General features: G+C 61.1%; 13 protein-coding genes. 7 read left to right on the top strand and 6 right to left on the bottom strand.

Annotated elements, in window-relative coordinates:
• Nucleotides 1–64: 64 nt before the first annotated feature.
• The gene (locus HCF10_RS17430) at nucleotides 65–2,458 is read left to right on the top strand and encodes a sensor domain-containing diguanylate cyclase (RefSeq protein ID WP_131699679.1); all 2,394 of its coding nucleotides are present in this window, start codon (nucleotides 65–67) and stop codon (nucleotides 2,456–2,458) included.
• Nucleotides 2,459–2,560: 102 nt separating this feature from the next.
• Here the strand turns inward: HCF10_RS17430 and dacB are convergent, their stop codons facing one another.
• Nucleotides 2,561–4,021: a D-alanyl-D-alanine carboxypeptidase/D-alanyl-D-alanine endopeptidase gene (gene dacB / locus HCF10_RS17425; RefSeq protein ID WP_167656056.1), complete on the bottom strand. Its 1,461-nt coding sequence runs from the start codon at nucleotides 4,019–4,021 to the stop codon at nucleotides 2,561–2,563.
• 237 nt (nucleotides 4,022–4,258) lie between these two features.
• Here dacB and HCF10_RS17420 point away from each other — a divergent pair, with 237 nt between their 5' ends.
• The gene (locus HCF10_RS17420; RefSeq protein ID WP_010208515.1) at nucleotides 4,259–4,603 is read left to right on the top strand and encodes a YggL family protein; all 345 of its coding nucleotides are present in this window, start codon (nucleotides 4,259–4,261) and stop codon (nucleotides 4,601–4,603) included.
• A gap of 37 nt (nucleotides 4,604–4,640) precedes the next feature.
• On the opposite strand, the gene HCF10_RS17415 is transcribed toward HCF10_RS17420, so the two are convergent.
• Nucleotides 4,641–5,831, bottom strand: coding sequence for a benzoate/H(+) symporter BenE family transporter (locus tag HCF10_RS17415; RefSeq protein ID WP_167656055.1), 1,191 nt, complete (start codon nucleotides 5,829–5,831; stop codon nucleotides 4,641–4,643).
• Nucleotides 5,832–6,076: 245 nt separating this feature from the next.
• Between HCF10_RS17415 and HCF10_RS17410 the strand changes: the two genes are divergently transcribed.
• Complete coding sequence (locus tag HCF10_RS17410; RefSeq protein ID WP_015885332.1) at nucleotides 6,077–6,841, top strand: GntR family transcriptional regulator; 765 nt, start codon at nucleotides 6,077–6,079, stop codon at nucleotides 6,839–6,841.
• 138 nt (nucleotides 6,842–6,979) lie between these two features.
• On the opposite strand, the gene guaD is transcribed toward HCF10_RS17410, so the two are convergent.
• The 4 genes from guaD to xdhA form a co-directional block, all read right to left on the bottom strand.
• Nucleotides 6,980–8,284 carry a guanine deaminase gene (gene guaD, locus HCF10_RS17405; RefSeq protein ID WP_131699676.1) on the bottom strand — a complete coding sequence of 435 codons (1,305 nt, stop codon included), beginning with the start codon at nucleotides 8,282–8,284 and terminating at the stop codon, nucleotides 6,980–6,982.
• A 7-nt stretch (nucleotides 8,285–8,291) separates the two neighbouring features.
• Nucleotides 8,292–9,149 carry a xanthine dehydrogenase accessory protein XdhC gene (gene xdhC, locus HCF10_RS17400; RefSeq protein WP_131699675.1) on the bottom strand — a complete coding sequence of 286 codons (858 nt, stop codon included), beginning with the start codon at nucleotides 9,147–9,149 and terminating at the stop codon, nucleotides 8,292–8,294.
• A gap of 118 nt (nucleotides 9,150–9,267) precedes the next feature.
• On the bottom strand, nucleotides 9,268–11,667 hold the full coding sequence (gene xdhB, locus HCF10_RS17395) for a xanthine dehydrogenase molybdopterin binding subunit (protein WP_167656054.1): 2,400 nt from the start codon (nucleotides 11,665–11,667) through the stop codon (nucleotides 9,268–9,270).
• The gene (xdhA, locus tag HCF10_RS17390; RefSeq protein ID WP_167656053.1) at nucleotides 11,660–13,108 is read right to left on the bottom strand and encodes a xanthine dehydrogenase small subunit; all 1,449 of its coding nucleotides are present in this window, start codon (nucleotides 13,106–13,108) and stop codon (nucleotides 11,660–11,662) included. The genes xdhB and xdhA overlap by 8 nt, the downstream gene beginning before the upstream one ends.
• 291 nt (nucleotides 13,109–13,399) lie before the next feature.
• On the opposite strand from xdhA, the gene HCF10_RS17385 reads away from it, so the two are divergent.
• From HCF10_RS17385 to ligA, 4 genes are all read left to right on the top strand, one after another.
• Nucleotides 13,400–14,059, top strand: a complete 660-nt coding sequence (locus tag HCF10_RS17385; RefSeq protein ID WP_053132831.1) for a GntR family transcriptional regulator — start codon at nucleotides 13,400–13,402, stop codon at nucleotides 14,057–14,059.
• 2 nt (nucleotides 14,060–14,061) lie between these two features.
• A complete protein-coding gene (gene smc / locus HCF10_RS17380) occupies nucleotides 14,062–17,550 on the top strand; it encodes a chromosome segregation protein SMC (RefSeq protein ID WP_167656052.1) in 3,489 nt (1,162 codons plus the stop codon).
• Nucleotides 17,551–17,842: 292 nt separating this feature from the next.
• Nucleotides 17,843–18,706 (top strand): cell division protein ZipA, encoded by an 864-nt coding sequence (zipA, locus tag HCF10_RS17375; protein ID WP_167656051.1) that lies wholly within the window; start codon nucleotides 17,843–17,845, stop codon nucleotides 18,704–18,706.
• 86 nt (nucleotides 18,707–18,792) lie between these two features.
• Entirely contained in the window at nucleotides 18,793–21,159 is a 2,367-nt protein-coding gene (ligA, locus tag HCF10_RS17370; protein ID WP_167656050.1) for an NAD-dependent DNA ligase LigA, read from the top strand.
• Nucleotides 21,160–21,198 lie beyond the last annotated feature (39 nt).

The following is a 21,198-nucleotide window of genomic DNA, read 5'->3' as shown; positions in this document are numbered from 1 at the left end:
TAGCTATAACTTAAGGCCTAGCCAAAGTGACACCTCCCGCAGGCTGGCGTTGTGAGTGCTGCCTATGCCGTTGCAAGCCGTTCGCCCGAAAATCCTAGGCTTTATCAGTGAGCAGGCGTCGGCTTGGCTGGTGGCATTGGTGGTGTTATTGGCAGGTTTCGCGCTGACGGCAGTCATCGCCTGGGCCGCCTCCGACCTCTATCAGCAACAGGTGCGCCAGCGCTTTCAGTTGCTGGTCAACGAGCGTTACACCCGCTTGCAGGAACGCTTCGAGGATCAGGAACAACGCCTGAACAGCCTGCGGCGATTCTTCGTCAATTCCGATGACGTGTCCCGCGAAGAGTTCGATGGGTTTGCCCAGCCGTTGTTATTGCGCGCCCGTGCCTACTCCTGGGCGCCCCGCGTGTTTCGCGAACAGCGCAGACAGTTTGAGCAAGAAGTATCCCGCCAGCGTGGGGTGCCCTTCGTCATCCGTGAGTTAAATAGCGCCGGAGGATTGACCCCTGCGCCCGAGCGTGATGAATACGTGCCGGTGCTCTACAGCCAGACCCAAAGCCTGCTGGGCACACCCCTGGGCTTTGACCTGCTGGCCCAGCCCTTGCGACGCTCGGCCCTTGAACGTGCGCAAAAGAGCGGCAAGCTGGCGGTGTCCCAACCGATGCAACTGGTGGGGGTCGAGCCGGCTTATGCCATGGGTGTATTACTGGTCGCGCCGGTTAGCCACCTACCCACGTCCGAGCTGTCCAAAAATGAGCCCTACGGTTATGTGATGGCGGTGATCAGCATGCGCCAACTGGTCGCCGATGGATTGCCCAAAGCGGAGCGGGACAACCTGGTGATGCAGATCGTCGACACCTCCGACCTGCAATCGCGTGTGCTCTTCGAGTCCGGCAATGCCGTGGCCAACAGCGACCTCGCTGGCGCGCGCCGCCTGACCCTGGGCGACCATGTATACGCCCTGAGCCTGCGCCCGAGCCAGGTATTCGAGCAGACCAATCATTCCTCGCTGTCCACGATCCTGACCATGGGTGGCCTGCTCAGCCTGCTGCTCAGCGCCTTGCTCTATGTGTTGGTAAGCCAACGCCAGCGCGCGTTGAAACTGGTGGAGCAACGCACTGTGCAGTTGCGTTTGCGTGAGCAGGAACTGCGCGGTGCCCACGGCCAGTTGCGCAGTGTGCTGAATGCCGCTACCCAAGTGGCGATCATCGCCACTGACCTGCGGGGTGTCATCAATACTTTCAACGCCGGTGCCGAGCAGATGCTGGGGTTCCCGGCCGAGCAGGTGGTGGGCAGGCTGACCCTGGAAAGCCTGCACTTGGCGGTCGAGCTGGAGGCACGCTCGGCCAGCCTGAGCGTGACCCTGGGCAAGCGTATCCCTGCGAGCCAGGCCATGCTGGTTGAAAGCCCCGACAACCTGCACGAAGCCCGGGAGTGGACCTTGGTCCGCCAGGATGGCAGCCAGTTGATCGTGAACATGTTGGCCACCGTATTGCTGGATGACCATGGTCTGTGGATCGGTCACCTGGCCATTTACCTGGATGTTACCGAGCAGAAACGCGCCTACGAGGCCCTGTCGGCACGGGACCGCCTGCTCAAGAAACTCAGTGCCCACGTGCCCGGCGGTATCTTCCAATTCACCCTTGAGCCCCAGGGCAACTGGCGTTTCATCTACGCCAGCGATGGTATGCGCGACATCTATGAAATCGAGGTCAACGCGTTGCAACGAGATGCGACGAAGGTCTTCGAACGGATCCATCCGCTGGATGCGGAGCGGGTACGGGCGTCGATTCGTTTGTCGGCGTTGCAGTTGAGCCATTGGCGCGAAGAGTATCGGGTGCTGTTGCCGCAACGTGGCCTGCGCTGGATTCGTGGCGAGGCCACGCCGGAAGAATTACCGGGGGGCGGTACGCTGTGGCATGGCTACGTGTCGGATATTTCCGATCTCAAGCGGGTAGAAGAAGAACTGCGGGCGCTGTCCATTACCGATTCCCTGACCGGCATTCACAACCGCCGCTATTTCCAGGATCGCCTCAGGGTCGAGATGGCCAGGCTCAACCGGACCTCGGGGACGCTGTCGGTGATCATGCTCGATATCGATCACTTCAAGCGTATAAACGACCAGCACGGGCATGCAGTCGGCGACGGGGTGTTACAGGAGTTGTGCAAGCGCATCGGTCAGCGTCTGCGCCGCACCGATGTATTCTGCCGCTTGGGGGGCGAGGAGTTTATGGTGCTGTGCCCCAACACCGGCGGCGAGCAGGCATATGGCCTGGCCATGGAGTTGTGGCAATCGCTGCGCAGCCTGCCGATGGAGCCGGTGGGCATCGTCACCGCGAGCTTTGGGGTGGCCAGCTGGCGGGTGGATGAAGGCATCGATGGGCTGTTATTGCGTGCCGACTCGGCGGTGTATTTGGCCAAGCAGGCGGGCAGGGACCGGGTGGAGTCGGAGAGGGTATGAGCTTGAAAGGTATGTGGGAGGAGGGCTCCCGATGGCGCAGTGTCAGTCAACCTGGCTGTGACTGCACCATCGCCATCGGGGTAAGCCCCCTCCCATAGTGTCCTAGAGCACCGGTGAAGGCGCCGCCAGCTTCGGCTGGCGGTACAGATCCAGCAGCACCTGGTCCAGCACCGACGAAGCGCCCCACGGCTTCGGGTCGTTGAGGATCGCCACCACCGCCCAAGTGTTGCCGTTGTTGTCGCGGCTGAACCCGGCAATGGCACGCACAGTGTTCAACGTACCGGTCTTGACGTGGGCTTCGCCGCGCATGGCGGTGGTCTTCAGGCGTTTGCGCATGGTGCCGTCGGTGCCGGCGATCGGCATCGAGCTGATGTATTCCGCAGCGTAGGGGCTTTTCCAGGCGGCTTGCAGCATGGCGGCCATCTCGCGGGCGCTGACCCGTTCGGCACGGGACAGGCCCGAACCGTTCTCCATCACCAGGTGTGGCGCGGTGATGCCTTTCTTCGCCAGCCACTGGCGCACCACACGTTGCGCGGCCTTGGCATCGTCGCCGTCGGCATCGTTGCGGAACTGTGCACCCAGGCTCAGGAACAACTGCTGAGCCATGGTGTTGTTACTGTATTTGTTGATGTCGCGGATGATTTCCGCCAGGTCCGGCGAAAACGCGCGGGCCAGCACCTTGGCATCCTTGGGCACCGGCGCCTGGATGTCACGGCCCTGGATGCTGCCGCCCAGTTCCTGCCAGATCGCCCGCACTGCACCCGCGGTGTAAGTGGCGTGGTCCAGCAGTGACAAGTAGGTCTGCGAGCTGCAGCCATCGGCCAGTTGGCCGCTGACGGTGACCGTCATACTGCCATCGGCGCCTGTGACCGGGTTGTAGCGTACGTCGCCGGTGCACTGCTTGGCGTTGGAGGCCTTGACCTGGTTGTCGATGCGGATGCTGGCAATCGGCGGCTCGACCGAGACGAGCACGCGGCCCGAATCGTTACGGGTCACAAAGCGCAGGGCCTTGAGGTTGACCAGCAGGGCGTCGGGCTTGACCAGGAACGGTTTGTTCTCGTCGTTGCCGTCATCATTGAATTCCGGCAACTGCGGTTGGTTGAAGAAACTGCGGTCCAGCACCAGGTCGCCAGTGACTTGCTGTACGCCATTGGCCCGCAGGTCGCGCATAAGCAGCCAGAGTTTTTCCATATTCAGCTTTGGGTCGCCGCCGCCCTTGAGGTACAGGTTGCCGTGCAACACGCCACCGCTGAGGGTGCCGTCGGTGTAGAACTCGGTTTTCCACTGGTGGTTGGGGCCGAGCATTTCCAGAGCCGCATAGGTGGTGACCAGCTTCATGGTCGAGGCCGGGTTCACCGAGACGTCGGCGTTGAAAACCGTGGGGGTGCCGGGGCCGTTCAGGGGGATCATCACCAGGGACAGCGCGGTGTTTTGCAGCTTGGCTTTGGCAAGTGCCTGCTGGACGTTCGGCGGCAGGGTGTTATTGATCGGGGTAGCGGAGGTGGAAAAGGCCAGTGGCAGGAGAAAACCGGCGAGTAGCAATGGACGCAAAGATTTGATCATAAGAAGTAAAACCCTACTGCTGAGGAGGGTGAAAAAGGCGAGGGGTAAATAGGAAAATTCCCTCAATGGTCATGAAAGTGTCGGCATTATGCCCCAAGGTGAACGCACTTGTAGCTGAACGATAGCTGGTAATCGGCGTTTTTTTAACAGCAAAGTGCCGCCTGTCCCAGAGAGTCGGGCAATCGTCGTCTTAAACTGCTAAAGTGCCGCCCGTTATTACTTATGAGGATTGTTCCAATGGCGACTAACCGTTCCCAGCGTCTGCGCAAAAAACTGTGCGTTGATGAATTTCAAGAGCTGGGTTTCGAACTGAACCTGGACTTCAAAGAAGGCCTGAGTGAAGAAGCTATCGACGCTTTCCTCGAAGCGTTCATCAAAGAAGCCATGGAAGCCAATGGTCTGGGCTATGTTGGCGGCGATGACTACGGTCTGGTTTGCCTGCAGAAGCGTGGCTCGGTCTCCGAAGAGCAGCGTGCTGCCGTCGAAGCCTGGCTGAAAACCCGTTCCGAGCTGACCAAGGCTGAAGTCAGCCCGCTGCTGGACGTGTGGTATCCGGAAAAGCCGATCAACGCGGCCAAGTGATACTGAAAAAAACGGCGACCTGAGGGTCGCCGTTTTTTTATGCCTTGCGCCAGTTCAGAATCAGCAGCGTCAACACCCCCGCCACAATCCCCCAGAACGCCGACCCGATGGAAAACAACGTCAAGCCTGACGCGGTAACCATAAAGGTGATCAGCGCCGCTTCCCGTTCCTTCGGCTCATTCATGGCGATGCTCAAGCCATTGATGATCGAGCCAAACAAGGCCAAGGCCGCAATCGACAGCACCAGCTCCTTGGGCAAGGCCGCGAACAATGCAGCCAGCGTCGCTCCGAACACCCCGGCGATGCCGTAGAACACTCCGCACCATACGGCGGCGGTGTAGCGTTTGTTGCGGTCTTCATGGGCATGGGGCCCGGTGCAGATCGCTGCGCTGATCGCCGCCAGGTTAATGCCGTGGGAGCCGAACGGCGCCAGCACCAGCGAGGTCAGGCCGGTGGTGGTGATCAGCGGCGAGGCCGGCACGTTATAGCCATCGGCCCGCAGTACGGCGACGCCGGGCATGTTCTGCGAGGTCATCGCCACCACGAACAGCGGAATCCCGATGCTGATGGTCGCCGCCAGCGAGAAGTGCGGCGTCGTCCACACCGGCGTCGCCACTTCCAGGTGGAAGCCGCTGAAGTCCAGCAAGCCCATCAGCCCCGACAACAGGGTGCCGATCACCAGCGCGGCCAGCACCGCATAGCGTGGCGACAGGCGCTTGATGATCAGGTAGGTGAAAAACATCCCCAGTACCAGGCCGGTGCGATGCTGCGCGGCAACGAAAATCTCGCTGCCGATCTTGAACAGGATCCCCGCCAGCAACGCTGCCGCCAACGACGCAGGGATACGCTTGACCAGTTTTTCAAAGCTGCCGGTGAGCCCGCAGAGCGTCACCAGCACCGCGCAGGTGATATAGGCACCGATGGCCTCGCCATAACTCACACCGCCCAGGCTGGTGATCAACAGCGCCGCGCCAGGGGTGGACCAGGCAATGGTGATCGGCGTGCGATAGCGCAGGGACAGGCCGATGCTGCACACCGCCATTCCGATGGAAATCGCCCAGATCCACGAAGAAATCTGCGCCGTGGTCAAGCCGGCAGCCTGGCCGGCCTGGAACATCAGGACCAGGGAACTGGTGTAGCCGGTCATCATGGCGATAAAGCCGGCGACGACGGCGGAGGCAGAAGTGTCGGCCAGCGGGCGCAAAGGCGCTTGGGTGGCGTCGGTCATGGAGAGGTGTTCCTTTTACCTGGTTTTTTGCCGGTGGCGGCGCAGATTCAAGCCTAAACTCAAACGTAACGACTCATTGCAATACAGACGGCACCGCAAACAGCCGTACAGTGTGTTGGCGCAGTGGGTTGTGTACAATGTGCCGTGTTTTTAGGTGGTACTTGCCAGCGACCCAGTGTTGCCGTATTACCTTGAATTTGCCGTATTACCGTTAATTCGCCGCCGTTCTCCCGACCCGAGTGCCCATGAACGAACAGTTGCAACCTCTCAAGAAACAACCGCGAGCCGGTAAGGCCGGTCGCAGCGGAACCCAGGACGATATCGTCTATGCGCATATCTTCGAGGCGATCCTCGAGCAGCGCCTGGCACCCGGTACCAAATTGAGCGAAGAGGCACTGGGCGAAATCTTCGGCGTGAGCCGCACCATCATTCGCCGCGCCCTGTCGCGCCTGGCCCATGAAGGCGTGGTGTTGCTGCGGCCCAATCGTGGCGCGGTGGTGGCGAGCCCAAGCGTGGAAGAAGCGCGCCAGGTGTTCCTGGCCCGGCGGCTGGTAGAGCGAGCGATCACCGAGTTGGCGGTACAGCACGCCACTGCCGAGCAACTGGCCGAACTGCGCCAGATGGTCAACGACGAGCGCGACAGCTTCTCCCGCGGCGATCGCGGTGCCGGCATCCGCCTCTCCGGCGAATTCCACCTCAAGCTGGCCGAGGCAGCGAAAAACGCGCCGCTGATCAGCTTCCAGCGCAGCCTGGTGTCCCAGACTTCGTTGATCATCGCCCAATATGAAAGCGGCAACCGCTCGCACTGCTCTTACGATGAACATACACAGCTGATCGATGCGATCGAAGCACGGGACGCGGCGCTGGCGGTGAATTTGATGATGCATCACATGGATCACATCGACAGCAAGCTCAACCTCGACGAGGAAAGTGCGTCGGATGATTTGCATGCGGTGTTCTCGCATCTGTTGCAGACCAAGAAGCCGGGGCGTTCCTCGATAAAGCTGTAATTTCCCCGGCTCACCCGGGACAAAATGTGGGAGGGGGATTGCTCCCGATAGCGGTGGATCAGTTAACACATTACTAACTGAACCGCTGCCATCGGGAGCAAGCCCCCTCCCACATTTGGTTTTGTGTGGCGGTTGAGATCAGCGTTGGTGCACGAGTTGGCCTGCCGCATAGGTCTGCAACACCGTCCGATCATCCCCCAGCGTCATCAACACAAACAACGTCTCGGCAATGTTATTGGCCTGCTTCAAGCGATAGCTCAGCAGGGGCGTGGCGTTGTAATCCAGAACCAGGAAGTCTGCATCGGTGCCCGGCTGCAACGTGCCGATCTTGTCTTCCAGGCGCAGCGCCCGCGCACCACCGAGGGTGGCCAGGTACAGCGACTTGAACGGGCTCAACCGCGCGCCCTGCAATTGCATGACTTTGTAGGCTTCGTTGAGGGTTTGCAGCAGTGAGAAGCTGGTGCCGCCGCCCACATCGGTGCCCAGGCCAACGTTGAGTGTGTGTTTCTCGGCCATCGGCAGGTTGAACAGGCCGCTGCCGAGGAAGAGGTTTGAGGTCGGACAGAACGCCACCGCCGACCCCGTCTCCGCCAACCGCGCGCATTCGTCATCACACAGGTGCACGCCGTGGGCAAACACCGAACGCTCGCCCAGCAGCTTGTAGTGGTCGTACACGTCCAGATAGCCGTTTCGCTCGGGGAATAGTGCCTTTACCCACTCGACTTCCTGCTTGTTCTCACTGATGTGCGTCTGCATGTACAAGTCCGGGTACTCGCCCAACAGTTGCCCGGCCAGCGCCAATTGCTCCGGCGTGCTGGTCGGCGCAAAACGCGGTGTGACCGCATAGTGCAGGCGACCCTTGCCGTGCCAGCGTTCAATCAGCGCCTTGCTTTCCCGGTAGCCGGATTCGGCGGTGTCGGTGAGGTAATCCGGGGCGTTGCGGTCCATCATCACCTTGCCTGCGATCATACGCAGGTCGAGTTTTTCCGCCGCTTCAAAAAAAGCGTTCACCGACTGCGGATGCACGCTGCCGAACACCAGTGCGGTGGTGGTGCCGTTGCGCAGCAGTTCCTTGATAAAAATGTCTGCGACTTCTTCGGCATGGGCCTTGTCGGCGAACTGGCTTTCGCACGGGAAGGTGTAGGTGTTGAGCCAGTCCAGCAACTGCTCGCCATACGCGCCGACCATGCCGGTTTGCGGCAGGTGGATATGGGTGTCGATCAGGCCCGGGGTGATCAGCGCATCCTGGTAGTGGGTGATGTCGATGTCGGCAGGCAAGGTCGGCAGCAGGTCGCCAGCATGGCCAACGGCGCTGATCCGGCCGTTTTCGATCACCAGCAAGCCGTCTTCGAAATACTCGTAGGAGGCTTCGATCCCAACGATGGCGGGGTCGGCGATGCTGTGCAGGATGGCGGCACGGTAGGCTTTGCGAGTCAAAGGCATGGTGATCTCAATTCTTGGCAAAAGAAGGAATTGCTTGGCTGCGGCGCGAGGCCGGGAGCAATTTGGCAATGGGTTCGGCGCTCGCGGTGTGCTGGCCGAAATTGGCGTTATAGGTGGCGATGATTTCGCCGGCGATGGAGATGGCGATCTCCACCGGCAACTTGCCCTTCACCTCGGTGAGGCCCATGGGGCAGCGCATGCGTTGCAACTGCGCGGCGTCGAAGCCGCGATCGCGCAGGCGGTGTTCGAACTTGACGCGTTTGGTCTTGGAACCGATCAGGCCGAAGTAAGCAAAGTCATTGCGCTTGAGCAGGGCGGCGGTCAGTTCCAGATCCAGCGCGTGATTGTGGGTCATGACGATGCAGTAACTGCCCACCGGCAGGTCGGCGATTTCGTCCACCGGCTCTTCGCTGACGATTTTACGCACGCCGTGGGGGATATGATCCGGAAACTCCTGCTCGCGCGAATCGATCCAGTGCACCCGGCACGGCAGGGTCGCCAGCAACGGCACCAGCGCGCGGCCGACATGGCCGGCGCCAAATACGGCGATCTGCGCCTGGACCTGGCCCATGGGTTCGAACAGCAACACGGTGACGCCACCGCAGCACTGGCCCAGGCTCGCGCCGAGGCTGAAGCGCTCCAGGTGGGTGTTCTGCTGGCCACGCATGAGCATATCGCGGGCGATCTGCATCGCTTTGTACTCAAGGTGCCCGCCGCCGATGGTGTCGAAGGTCTGCGCGGCGCTGATCACCATCTTTGAACCGGCATTGCGCGGCGTGGAGCCGAGCTCTTCGATGATGGTCACCAGTACACAGGGTTCGCCTTGGTTTTGCAGGTCGGCGAGGGCGCTGATCCAGTTGTTCATAGTCACCTCTTGTGGTGTCTGTCAGGCCGTCATCGGGGGCAAGCCCCACTCCCACATTTTGATCTGTGAATACCTTCAAATGTGGGAGGGGGCTTGTCCCCGATGGCAGCGCCTCGGTCTAGAGCGAAGCCATTTCAGTTTCAGTCTCGACAGCTGTCGCCGTCTGCACCTTGCGCATCTGCTCACACCCCCACAACACCCGCTCCGGTGTCGCCGGAGCATCAATCTTCGGCTGATGGCGATAATCACCCAGGCTCGCCACCGCATCCTTGATCGCGCACCACGAGGCTATCCCGAGCATGAACGGTGGCTCGCCCACGGCCTTGGAGTGGAACACCGTGTCTTCCGGGTTCTTACGGTTTTCCACCAGCTTCACGCGCAAATCCAAAGGCATGTCGGCCACCGCCGGGATCTTGTAGCTGGCCGGGCCGCAGGTCTCTAGCTTGCCCTTGTTGTTCCACACCAACTCTTCCATGGTCAGCCAGCCCATGCCTTGGATAAAGCCGCCTTCCACCTGGCCGATGTCGATGGCCGGGTTCAGTGAGGCGCCCACATCGTGAAGGATGTCGGTGCGCAGCATCTTGTATTCGCCGGTCAGGGTGTCGACGATCACTTCGCAGCAGGCAGCGCCAAACGCGAAGTAATAGAACGGCCGACCGCGCGCCTGGCTGCGGTCGTAGAAGATTTTCGGGGTCTTGTAGAAGCCGGTACTCGACAGCGAGACCTGGGCGAAATACGCCTGCTGGATCAACGCCTCGAAGGTCAGGATCTGGTCGCGCACGCGCACATGGCCGTTGTGGAATTCCACATCCGCTTCGCTCACGTCGTACTTGCGCGCGGCGAATTCTACCAGGCGTTGCTTGATGGTTTCGGCGGCATTCTGCGCGGCTTTGCCGTTCAGGTCCGCACCGCTGGAGGCAGCGGTCGGCGAGGTGTTGGGTACCTTGTCGGTGTTGGTGGCGGTGATCTGCACGCGGTCGATGTCCACCTGGAACACTTCGGCCACCACTTGCGCGACCTTGGTGTTCAAGCCCTGGCCCATCTCGGTGCCGCCGTGGTTCAGGTGGATGCTGCCGTCGGTGTAGATATGGATCAGCGCGCCCGCCTGGTTCAGGAAGCTCGCCGTGAACGAGATACCGAACTTGACCGGCGTCAGCGCCAGGCCTTTTTTCAGGATCGGGCTGTGGGCGTTGTACAGGCGAACCGCTTCGCGGCGCTCGGCGTATTGGCTGCTGGCTTCAAGTTCGGCGGTCATCTCTTCGAGCATGTTGTGCTCGACGGTCTGGTAGTAGTGGGTGACGTTGCGCTCGGTCTTGCCGTAGTAATTGGCCTTGCGCACCGCCAGCGGGTCCAGCGCCAAATGACGGGCAATGGCGTCCATCACTTCCTCGATGGCGACCATGCCTTGCGGGCCACCGAAGCCGCGATAGGCGGTGTTGGACGCGGTGTTGGTCTTGCAGCGATGGCCGTTCACCGTGGCATCGCCCAGGTAATAAGAGTTGTCGGCATGGAACATCGCGCGGTCGACGATCGAGTTGGACAGGTCCGGTGAGCAGCCGCAGTTACCGGCCAGCTCCAGATTGATCCCGTGCAGACGACCGCTGTCGTCGAAGCCCACGTCGTATTCGATATAGAAGGGGTGGCGTTTGCCGGTCATCAGCATGTCTTCGACGCGCGGCAGGCGCATCTTGGTCGGTTGGCCGGTGAGGCGCGCCACCACCGCGCACAGGCACGCCGGGCTGGCGGCCTGGGTTTCCTTGCCGCCAAAACCGCCGCCCATGCGGCGCATATCGACGACGATCTTGTTCATCGACACGTCCAGCACTTCGGCCACCAGCTTCTGCACTTCGGTGGGGTTCTGCGTGGAGCAGTAGACGATCATGCCGCCGTCTTCGGTGGGCATCACCGATGAGATCTGGGTTTCCAGGTAGAAGTGTTCCTGGCCGCCGATATGCAGCGTGCCCTGGATACGGTTTTTCGCCGTGGCCAGCGCCCCCGCCGAATCGCCCCGTTGGTGGGTGTGACTGTCGAGTACGAAATGCTTGTTGCGAAATGCCTCGACCACATCCAGCACGGGCTCCAGGTCTTCGTATTCGATCAGCGCGGCCATCGCGGCCTTGCGTGCGGTGTCCAGGTCGCGGGCAGCCACGGCCAAAACGACCTGGCCGACGAACTGCACCGTATCGATGGCCAGCAACGGGTCGCCGGGCATGAGCGGGCCGATGTCCTTGAGGCCCGGCACGTCTTCATGGGTGATGACGATGCGCACGCCGTCAAAGGCATAGCAGGGCGCGGTGTCGATGCTGATGATCCGGGCGTGGGCGCGGTCGGACATGCGCGCATACAGGTGCAACTGGTTGGGGAATTCCAGGCGGTCATCGATGTACTGCGCTTCACCGGATACGTGCTTGGCGGCACTGTCATGCTTGACGCTGCGGCCGACCCCGGAGGTCAGGTCCTGGGCAAACAGCGCGGCCAGTTCGGCCTGGGTTTTTTCCACGGTGTGATGGTTAGACATAAGCGGTCACCCGAGTCTCGATGTGCGGCGTTTGCAGTTCGATGAAGTATTTGCGCAGCAGGTTCTGCGCGCTGAGCAGGCGGTATTCTTTACTGGCGCGGAAGTCCGACAGCGGGGTGAAGTCCTCGGCCAGGGCGGCGCAGGCTTTCTCGACGGTGGCGGCGTTCCAGGTGGCGCCGACCAACATGGCTTCGCAGCTTTTCGCGCGTTTTGGCGTGGCGGCCATGCCGCCAAAGGCGACGCGGGCCTCACTGATCACACCGTTGTCGATCTTCAGATTGAATGCAGCGCAGACGGCGGAAATATCATCGTCCAGGCGCTTGGAAACCTTGTAGGCACGGAACAACGCGTGGCCTTTAGGAACGATAATTTTCTCGATGAACTCGCTGTCCTGGCGCGCCGTCACACGGTAGTCGATGAAGTAGTCTTCCAGCGCCAACGTACGGCGCACGTTTCCTTTGCACAGCACGATCTGCGCGCCAAGGGCTATCAGCAGCGGCGGAGAATCGCCAATCGGTGAAGCGTTGCCGATATTGCCGCCGAGGGTGCCTTGGTTGCGGATTTGCAGGGAGGCGAAGCGGTGCAGCAGGTCGCCGAAATCCGGGTATTCGTGGTGCAGCGCGGTGTAGCAGTCGGAGAGGGCCGTGGCGGCGCCGATTTCCAGGCGGTCGTCGAAGCGCTCGATGCGCTTCATCTCTTCAATATTGCCGACATAGATCATCACCGGCAGGGTGCGGTGGAACTGGGTGACTTCCAGGGCCAGGTCGGTGCCGCCGGCCAGCAGGCGGGCTTGGGGGTAGGCATCGTAGAGGTCGGCCAGGTCGGCAACGGTGAGTGGCACCAGGCAGCGTTTGTCGCCGCTGTTGAGTTCACCGGTTTGGGTCGGCGCGATGGCTTTGAGGCGGGCGATGGTCTCGGCCTGGCGGCTGTCGAACTGGTCCACCGGTTTATTGCAGCAGGCCTGTTCGGCGGCGGCGAGGATCGGCCGATAACCGGTGCAGCGGCACAGGTTGCCGGCCAGGGCTTCGTGGGCTTTTTGGCTGTCGGGAGCGTCGCTGTTCTTTTGCAGGGCGAACAGCGACATCACAAAACCTGGGGTGCAAAAGCCGCATTGCGAACCGTGGTACTCCACCATGGCCTGTTGCACGCTGTGCAGTTGGCCCTGGTGCTTGAGGTCTTCGACGCTGATCAGTTGTTTGCCGTGCAGCGACGAGACAAATGTCAGGCAGGAATTGAGGCTGCGATAACGGATCTGCTCAACGCCCTGAGGGTCGGTGTGCAACTCGCCGACCACCACGGTGCACGCGCCGCAGTCGCCGCTGGCGCAGCCTTCCTTGGTACCGGGTTTACCCACATGCTCGCGAAGATAGTTGAGCACGGTGAGGTTGGGGTCCAGGGCGTGCTCGCTACGGAGTTCCTGGTTAAGTAAAAACTGGATCACGGAAGGCCTCGCAGACTCATTATTGTTGTTAACCGCTTTGCGCCGAATCTAGTCATGTCTGACTTTTCGGTCAACGATTTTCTGACTTTAAGGTCAAGAAATTGCGATCTCAACACATTCAATTATGGTCCAGTCTTCTGGGACCGGCGTTTTTGGCGGCTTATGGGTTTCGCCTGATGCGTAAAAGTTGCTTATTTCATGCCAAATTCGCCACGGTGGGCGTAGCGCCATCAGCGGGCCAATGCGCTACACTGCCGCGCTTGTACCGATAGAAGATTTTGAAGGGAAAACATGACGTTCAAGGCGCCGGACAGTCTCGCCGAGCAGATCGCTCACCACCTCGCCGAACGTATCATTCGCGGCGATCTCAAGCCTGGGGAGCGGATCCAGGAACAGAAAGTCACGCTGGCGCTCAATGTCAGCCGTGGTTCCGTGCGTGAAGCTTTACTGATCCTTGAACGTCGCCACTTGATCGCGATCCTGCCGCGCCGTGGCGCCCACGTGACCGAGCTCACGGCGCACAAGGTGCAGAGTCTGTGCACGCTGATGAGTGAGCTGTATATCCTGCTTGGCAATGCGGTCGCCCAGGGCTGGCAGACCCAGGCCGACATGGCGCCGTTCGTACAGATCCAGCAGCGCCTGGTGAGCAATTTCGAGCGCCAGGACATCCGCGCCTTTGTCGAAGAGTGCTTCAATGTGATGCGCGCCGCATACCCCTTTGCCAACAACCCGTATTTGCAGGAAACCGTCGAGAACCTGCAGCCAGCGATGAACCGCGCCTATTACCTGGCCCTGGATCAGCGTAAGGCGTCCATGAGTGAGTACCTGGCGCTGTTCGAGCAACTGCTCGCCGCCGTGCTCGCCCGTGACCTTCTGCAGATTCGCCAGGTGCTGTCGGCCTACTGCGAGCGCAGCAGCTCGCTGGTCATCGCTGCGTTGGCGGACGCCTAAACGTGCGGCTCAAGTGCATCAAACTGGCGGGGTTCAAATCCTTCGTCGACCCGACCACGGTGAACTTCCCCAGTAACATGGCGGCAGTGGTCGGGCCCAATGGCTGCGGCAAGTCGAACATCATCGACGCCGTACGCTGGGTGATGGGCGAGAGCTCGGCAAAAAACCTGCGTGGCGAGTCGATGACCGACGTCATCTTCAACGGCTCCACCAGCCGCAAGCCAGTGAGCCAGGCCAGCATCGAACTGGTGTTCGACAATTCCGACGGCACCCTGATCGGCGAATACGCGGCCTACGCGGAAATCTCCATCCGCCGCAAGGTGACGCGCGACAGCCAGAACAGTTACTTCCTCAACGGCACCAAGTGCCGACGCCGGGACATTACCGACATCTTCCTCGGCACCGGCCTGGGCCCGCGCAGCTATTCGATCATCGAACAGGGCATGATCTCCAAGCTGATCGAAGCCAAGCCCGAAGACCTGCGCAACTTTATCGAGGAGGCGGCCGGTATCTCCAAGTACAAGGAGCGCCGCCGCGAGACCGAAAACCGTATCCGCCGCACCCATGAAAACCTTGCCCGCCTCACCGACCTGCGCGAAGAGCTGGAGCGCCAGTTGGAGCGCCTGCACCGCCAGGCCCAGGCTGCCGAGAAGTATCAGGAATACAAGGGCGAAGAGCGCCAGCTCAAGGCACAACTGTCGGCCCTGCGCTGGCAGGCGCTGAATGACCAGGTGGGCCAGCGCGAAGCGATCATCGGCACCCAGGAAATCAGCTTCGAGGCCCTGGTGGCCGAGCAGCGCAATGCCGACGCCGCCATCGAGCGCCTGCGCGACGGGCACCATGACCTGTCCGAACGCTTCAATCTGGTGCAGGGCCGCTTCTATTCGGTGGGCGGCGATATCGCCCGGGTCGAGCAAAGCATCCAGCACGGCCAGCAGCGCCTGCGTCAGTTGCAGGACGATTTGAAGGAAGCCGAACGCGCGCGCCTGGAAACCGAATCGCACCTGGGCCACGACCGTACCTTGCTGCTGACGTTGGGCGAAGAGCTGGACATGCTCACCCCCGAGCAGGAGATCACCAACGCCGCCGCCGAAGAGGCCGCCGCTGCGCTGGAAGAAGCCGAAACCACCATGCACGGTTGGCAGGAGCAGTGGGACGCCTTCAACCTGCAATCTGCCGAACCGCGGCGCCAGGCCGAGGTGCAGCAGTCGCGCATCCAGCAACTGGAAACCAGCATGGAACGCCTGGCCGAACGCCAGCGTCGTCTGCAGGAAGAGCGGGTGCTGCTTGCCGCCGACCCGGAAGACGCGGCGATCATGGAACTCAGCGAGCAACTGGCCGAAAGCGAAATGACGCTGGAGGAGCTGGAAGCCAGCGAAGAACAACAAGTGGAGCGCCTGGAGCAACTGCGTCAGCAGCTGCAACAGGCGACCCAGGCCCAGCAGCAGGCCCAGGGCGATTTGCAGCGGCTCAATGGCCGGCTGGCGTCCCTTGAAGCCTTGCAGCAAGCGGCGTTGGACCCAGGCACCGGCACCGCCGAATGGCTGCGTGATCAGCACCTGGCGGAGCGTCCGCGTTTGGCCGAGGGCTTGAAGGTTGAAGCCGGTTGGGAGCTGGCGGTAGAGACCGTTTTAGGCGCCGACCTGCAAGCCGTGCTGGTGGATGATTTTGGCGGCTTCGACCTGGCCGGTTTTACCCAGGGTGACCTGCGTTTGCTCAGCCCCGCCGCTGATGGCACGCGGGTGCCGGGCAGCCTGCTGGACAAGGTCGAGGCGGCGATTGACCTGTCGCCGTGGCTGGGCCAGGTCAAACCGGTGGAGTCCCTTGAGCAGGCCCTGGCCCAGCGCGGTCAACTGGCTGCCGGCGAAAGCCTGATCAGCCGCGACGGTTACTGGGTCGGCCGCCACTTTCTGCGAGTGCGCCGTGCCAGTGAAGCGGAAAGCGGCGTTCTGGCCCGTGGCCAGGAAATCGTCAACCTGATCGCCGAGCGTGAAGAGCGTGAAGCCACTCTGGAAAGCCTCGAAACCGAACTGCAAACCTTGCGCGCCACACAGCGCCAGCAAGAGACCGGCCGCGAACACCTGCGCCGCCTGTTGCAGGACGAAGCACGCCAGCAAGGCGAATTAAAAGCGCAGCTCTCCGCGAGCAAAGCCAAGGCCGAGCAACTGACCCTGCGCCGCACCCGCCTCGACGAAGAAGTGGCGGAGATGGGCGAGCAGCGCGCCCTCGAACACGAACAGATCGGCGAAGCGCGCCTGCAATTGCAGGAAGCCCTCGACAGCATGGCCCTGGACACCGAGCAGCGCGAACTGCTGCTGGCCCAGCGTGACAGCCTGCGCGAGCGCCTTGATCGTGTGCGCCAGGAAGCCCGCCAGCACAAGGACCACGCCCATCAGTTGGCAGTGCGCCTGGGTTCGCTCAAGGCCCAGCACAATTCCACGGCCCAGGCCCTTGAACGCCTGGAAATGCAGTCCGAACGCCTGACCGAAAAGCGCGAGCAACTGAGTCTCAACCTGGAGGAGGGCGAAGCGCCGCTGGAAGAGTTGCGCCTCAAGCTTGAAGAGTTGCTCGACAAACGCATGACCGTCGACGAAGAACTCAAGACCGCGCAGATCGCCCTGGAAGATGCCGATCGCGAACTGCGCGATGCGGAAAAACGCCGGACCCAGGCCGAGCAGCAATCCCAGCTGATTCGCGGCCAGCTCGAACAACAGCGCATGGAATGGCAAGCTTTGACCGTGCGCCGCAAGACCCTGCAAGACCAATTGCTCGAAGACGGCTACGACTTGCATGGCGTGCTCAACACCTTGACCGCCCAGGCCAACGAGAAAGAGGCCGAGGAAGAACTTGAACGGATTGCCGCACGTATCCAGCGACTCGGCGCGATCAACCTCGCCGCCATCGATGAATACCAACAGCAGTCCGAGCGTAAACGTTATCTGGATGCCCAGGACGCCGACCTGGTGGAAGCACTGGACACCCTGGAAAACGTGATCCGCAAGATCGACAAGGAAACCCGTAACCGCTTCAAAGATACCTTTGATCAGATTAATGGCGGTTTACAGGCGTTATTCCCGAAAGTTTTCGGTGGTGGCAGCGCTTACTTGGAACTGACGGGCGAAGATCTACTCGATACAGGGGTAACGATCATGGCGCGGCCTCCGGGCAAGAAGAACAGCACCATCCATTTGTTGTCCGGCGGCGAAAAAGCCCTGACCGCATTGGCCTTGGTGTTTGCCATCTTCAAGTTGAACCCGGCGCCGTTCTGCATGCTCGACGAAGTTGACGCACCACTGGATGACGCTAACGTTGGACGCTATGCGCGACTGGTCAAGGAGATGTCCCAGACGGTGCAGTTCATCTATATCACCCACAACAAGATCGCCATGGAAATGGCTGATCAGTTGATGGGGGTGACAATGCATGAACCGGGCTGTTCACGTTTGGTCGCGGTGGATGTCGAAGAAGCGATGGCGATGGTGGACGCCTAGCGGCAAGCTTCAAGCAGCAAGTGAGTTGGCTTGAAGCTTGTAGCTCAGGGCTTGTAGCTCACAGTCGGCGCCTGCTGTAGGAGATTGCCTACTATGCCTGAAAGCTGGCAATTCGACACATTTCGCGTCAACTGTGTAAAGTTATCTTTGGTCGTGCTAGTTTAATGTCAATTTTTCGTATGCGTGGGCAAAACGTCAGTCAGAACATAGAGTTGGCGCCACGTTTTAAAGCGGTTTGCACGGTGCTAAACCCCTTATTTTTCAGCATTTTTTATTAGAGGCACGGGATTACATGGAAATCGGTCTGCGCGAGTGGCTGATCGTCATCGGCATCATTGTCATTGCCGGTATTCTTTTTGATGGCTGGCGCCGCATGCGCGGTGGCAAGGGCAAGCTCAAATTCCGTCTGGACCGCAACCTGTCCAACTTGCCTGACGACGACGGCAGCGCCGAGCTGCTGGGGCCGCCCCGTGTGCTGGATACCCATAAGGAACCGCAACTGGACGAGCATGACTTGCCGTCGATGAGCGCGCCGGTGCGTGAAGCCCGCGAGTCATCCTCCAAGCGTGGCAAGCGTGGCAGCGCCAGCGTTGCCGAACCGCATCAGGGTGACCTGAACCTCGATGTCGATGAAGGCCCGAGCTTCAGCAGCCGCGACGATGATTTCCCGGACGAAAACGCCGGCAAGAATGCGCCGCGTCAATCGGTCAACGATCAGCCTGCCGCTGAAGAAGTGCTGGTGATCAGCGTGATCTGCCGCGACGCGGCCGGCTTCAAGGGCCCGGCGCTGTTGCAGAACATCCTCGAAAGCGGCCTGCGCTTTGGCGAGATGGATATTTTCCACCGCCACGAAAGCATGGCCGGCAACGGCGAAGTGCTGTTCTCCATGGCTAACGCAGTCAAGCCAGGCACCTTCGACCTTGACGACATTGACCTGTTCAGTACCCCTGCGGTGAGCTTCTTCCTCGGCCTGCCGGGCCCGCGTCACCCGAAACAAGCGTTCGACGTGATGGTGGCCGCTGCCCGCAAGCTGTCACAGGAACTCAACGGCGAGCTCAAGGACGACCAACGCAGCGTCCTGACCGCCCAGACCATCGAGCACTACCGTCAGCGCATCGTCGAGTTCGAGCGTCGCGCCCTGACACAGAAACGCTGAGGATTGGTTTCCAGCGTTGTCATTAGAATAAGCGCACCAACATTTGAGCAGCTTCGGCTGCTCTTTTGCTTTATGAGAGAACACCCATGACCGCCGTCCACACCCGCATCCTCGAACTGCGCGCTGAACTGGATCAGCACAACTACCGTTACCACGTCCTCGACGAGCCGAGCATTCCGGACGCCGAGTACGACCGGTTGTTCCACGAGCTCAAGGCCCTGGAGGCCGAGCATCCGGACCTGGTGACGCGTGATTCACCGACGCAGCGGGTCGGCAGTGCGGCGTTGTCCGCCTTTACTCAGGTACGCCATGAGATCCCGATGCTCAGCCTGGGCAACGCGTTTGATGAAACCACCATGCTTGAGTTCGATCGCCGGGTCACCGAGGGTCTCGACCTGCCCGTGGGCGATCTGTTCGGCGGTGGCGCGGCGGTGGAATACAGCTGTGAGCCGAAGCTGGATGGCCTCGCGGTCAGCCTGCTTTACCAGGATGGCGAATTGGTACGCGGCGCCACCCGAGGCGACGGCACCACCGGCGAAGACATCAGCGTCAACGTGCGCACCGTGCGCAATATCCCGTTGAAACTGCATGGCAGCGGCTGGCCGGCGACCCTGGAAGTGCGCGGCGAAGTGTTCATGTCCAAGGCCGGTTTCGAGCGGCTCAACGCTTCGCAGATGGAAGTCGGCGGCAAGACCTTCGCTAACCCGCGCAACGCTGCGGCGGGCAGCCTGCGCCAGTTGGATTCGAAGATCACCGCCAGTCGTCCGCTGGAATTCTGCTGCTATGGCCTCGGCCAGGTGACCGCGGATATCAGCGACACCCATATCGGCAACCTGAAGCAGTTGCAGCAGTGGGGCATGCCCATCAGCCACGAGCTGAAGTTGGCCAAGGGTATCCAGGAGTGCCTCGATTACTATCGCGATATTGGCGAGCGGCGTAACAGCCTGCCCTATGAAATCGACGGCGTGGTGTTCAAGGTCAACAGCATTGCCTCGCAACGTGAGCTGGGCTTTCGCGCCCGCGAGCCGCGCTGGGCCATCGCGCACAAATTCCCGGCCATGGAAGAACTCACCGAGCTGCTCGACGTGGAATTCCAGGTCGGCCGCACGGGTGCCGTGACGCCGGTGGCGCGCTTGAAGCCGGTCAAGGTCGCGGGTGTCACCGTGTCTAACGCCACCCTGCACAACATGGATGAAGTCGCGCGCCTGGGCGTGAAAATCGGCGATACCGTGATCATCCGCCGTGCTGGTGATGTAATCCCGCAGGTGGTGTCGGTGGTCCTCGAACGCCGCCCGGAAAACGCCCGTGCGGTGCCGATCCCTGAGCGCTGCCCCGTGTGTGGCTCCCATGTGGAGCGCACCCAGCTGGTCAAGCGTAGCAAGGGCAAGGAAACCGTCAGTGAAGGTGCGGTGTACCGCTGCGTCGGGCGCCTGGCCTGTGGTGCGCAGCTCAAGCAGGCAATTATCCATTTCGTCTCGCGCCGGGCCATGGACATCGACGGGCTCGGTGACAAAACCATCGAGCAACTGGTGGATGAAAAACTCATCGGTTCGCCGGCCGACCTCTACAAACTCAAATACGAGCAGATCATCGACCTGGAAGGCTTTGCCGATATCTCCAGCAAGAAGCTGATCACCGCCATCGAAAACAGCAAGACCCCGACCCTGGCGCGTTTTATCTACGCCCTGGGCATTCCCGACGTGGGCGAAGAGACGGCCAAGGTGCTGGCGCGCTCCCTGGCGTCCCTTGAGCGCGTGCAGAAAGCCTTGCCGGAAGTGCTGACGTACCTGCCGGATGTGGGCCTCGAAGTGGCCCATGAGATCCACAGCTTCTTCGAAGACAGCCACAACCAGGACGTGATCGGCGCGCTGTTGTCGCCTGATGAATGCGGCCTGCAATTGCAGGATCAGGGGGAACTGAGCGCCGAGTTCGCCGCCAGTACCACTTTGGGCGGCTTCCTGGACAAGCTGCATGTACCCTCGGTGGGCCCCGGCGCTGCGCAGAAACTTGCGGATAAGTTCGGCAGCCTGGAAGGCGTGATCAAGGCGGACTGGCTCGACATGCGCCAGGCGCTGCCGGAGAAGCAGGCCAAGGCCGTGCGGGAGTTTTTCGATAACCCGGACAACGCTCGCCACGCCCTGGCTATCGAGCAGCAACTGCGGGACTTCGGCATGCACTGGCAGAGCGAGAAGAAGGTGGTCGAAGGCCTGCCCGAAGCTGGGCATACCTGGGTGCTCACCGGCTCCCTGGAGCTGATGAGTCGCGACGTGGCCAAGGACAAGCTTGAAAGCCTTGGCGCCAAGGTGGCCGGTTCCGTGTCGGCGAAGACCCATTGCGTGGTGGCCGGGCCGGGTGCCGGCTCCAAGTTGGCCAAGGCCAGCGAACTGGGGTTGAAGGTGCTGGACGAAGAGGCCTTTGTCGCGTTCCTTGCCAAACACAATATTTCGGTCTGACGCGGCGCCTGTGGTGAGCGGGCTTGCCCCGCGCCGGGC

Origin of the sequence: Pseudomonas sp. B14(2022) (assembly GCF_012030485.1) — a bacterium.
Taxonomy (GTDB): Bacteria; Pseudomonadota; Gammaproteobacteria; order Pseudomonadales; family Pseudomonadaceae; genus Aquipseudomonas.
This window is presented reverse-complemented; position numbering and strand designations above follow the sequence as displayed.

What these genes read in the sequence shown, in the direction of transcription:
- HCF10_RS17430 (WP_131699679.1), top strand. Translation starts at nt 65, where the DNA reads ATGCCGTTGCAAGCCGTTCGCCCGAAAATCCTAGGCTTTATCAGTGAG.
- dacB (WP_167656056.1), bottom strand. Translation starts at nt 4,021, where the DNA reads ATGATCAAATCTTTGCGTCCATTGCTACTCGCCGGTTTTCTCCTGCCA.
- HCF10_RS17420 (WP_010208515.1), top strand. Translation starts at nt 4,259, where the DNA reads ATGGCGACTAACCGTTCCCAGCGTCTGCGCAAAAAACTGTGCGTTGAT.
- HCF10_RS17415 (WP_167656055.1), bottom strand. Translation starts at nt 5,831, where the DNA reads ATGACCGACGCCACCCAAGCGCCTTTGCGCCCGCTGGCCGACACTTCT.
- HCF10_RS17410 (WP_015885332.1), top strand. Translation starts at nt 6,077, where the DNA reads ATGAACGAACAGTTGCAACCTCTCAAGAAACAACCGCGAGCCGGTAAG.
- guaD (WP_131699676.1), bottom strand. Translation starts at nt 8,284, where the DNA reads ATGCCTTTGACTCGCAAAGCCTACCGTGCCGCCATCCTGCACAGCATC.
- xdhC (WP_131699675.1), bottom strand. Translation starts at nt 9,149, where the DNA reads ATGAACAACTGGATCAGCGCCCTCGCCGACCTGCAAAACCAAGGCGAA.
- xdhB (WP_167656054.1), bottom strand. Translation starts at nt 11,667, where the DNA reads ATGTCTAACCATCACACCGTGGAAAAAACCCAGGCCGAACTGGCCGCG.
- HCF10_RS17385 (WP_053132831.1), top strand. Translation starts at nt 13,400, where the DNA reads ATGACGTTCAAGGCGCCGGACAGTCTCGCCGAGCAGATCGCTCACCAC.
- zipA (WP_167656051.1), top strand. Translation starts at nt 17,843, where the DNA reads ATGGAAATCGGTCTGCGCGAGTGGCTGATCGTCATCGGCATCATTGTC.
- ligA (WP_167656050.1), top strand. Translation starts at nt 18,793, where the DNA reads ATGACCGCCGTCCACACCCGCATCCTCGAACTGCGCGCTGAACTGGAT.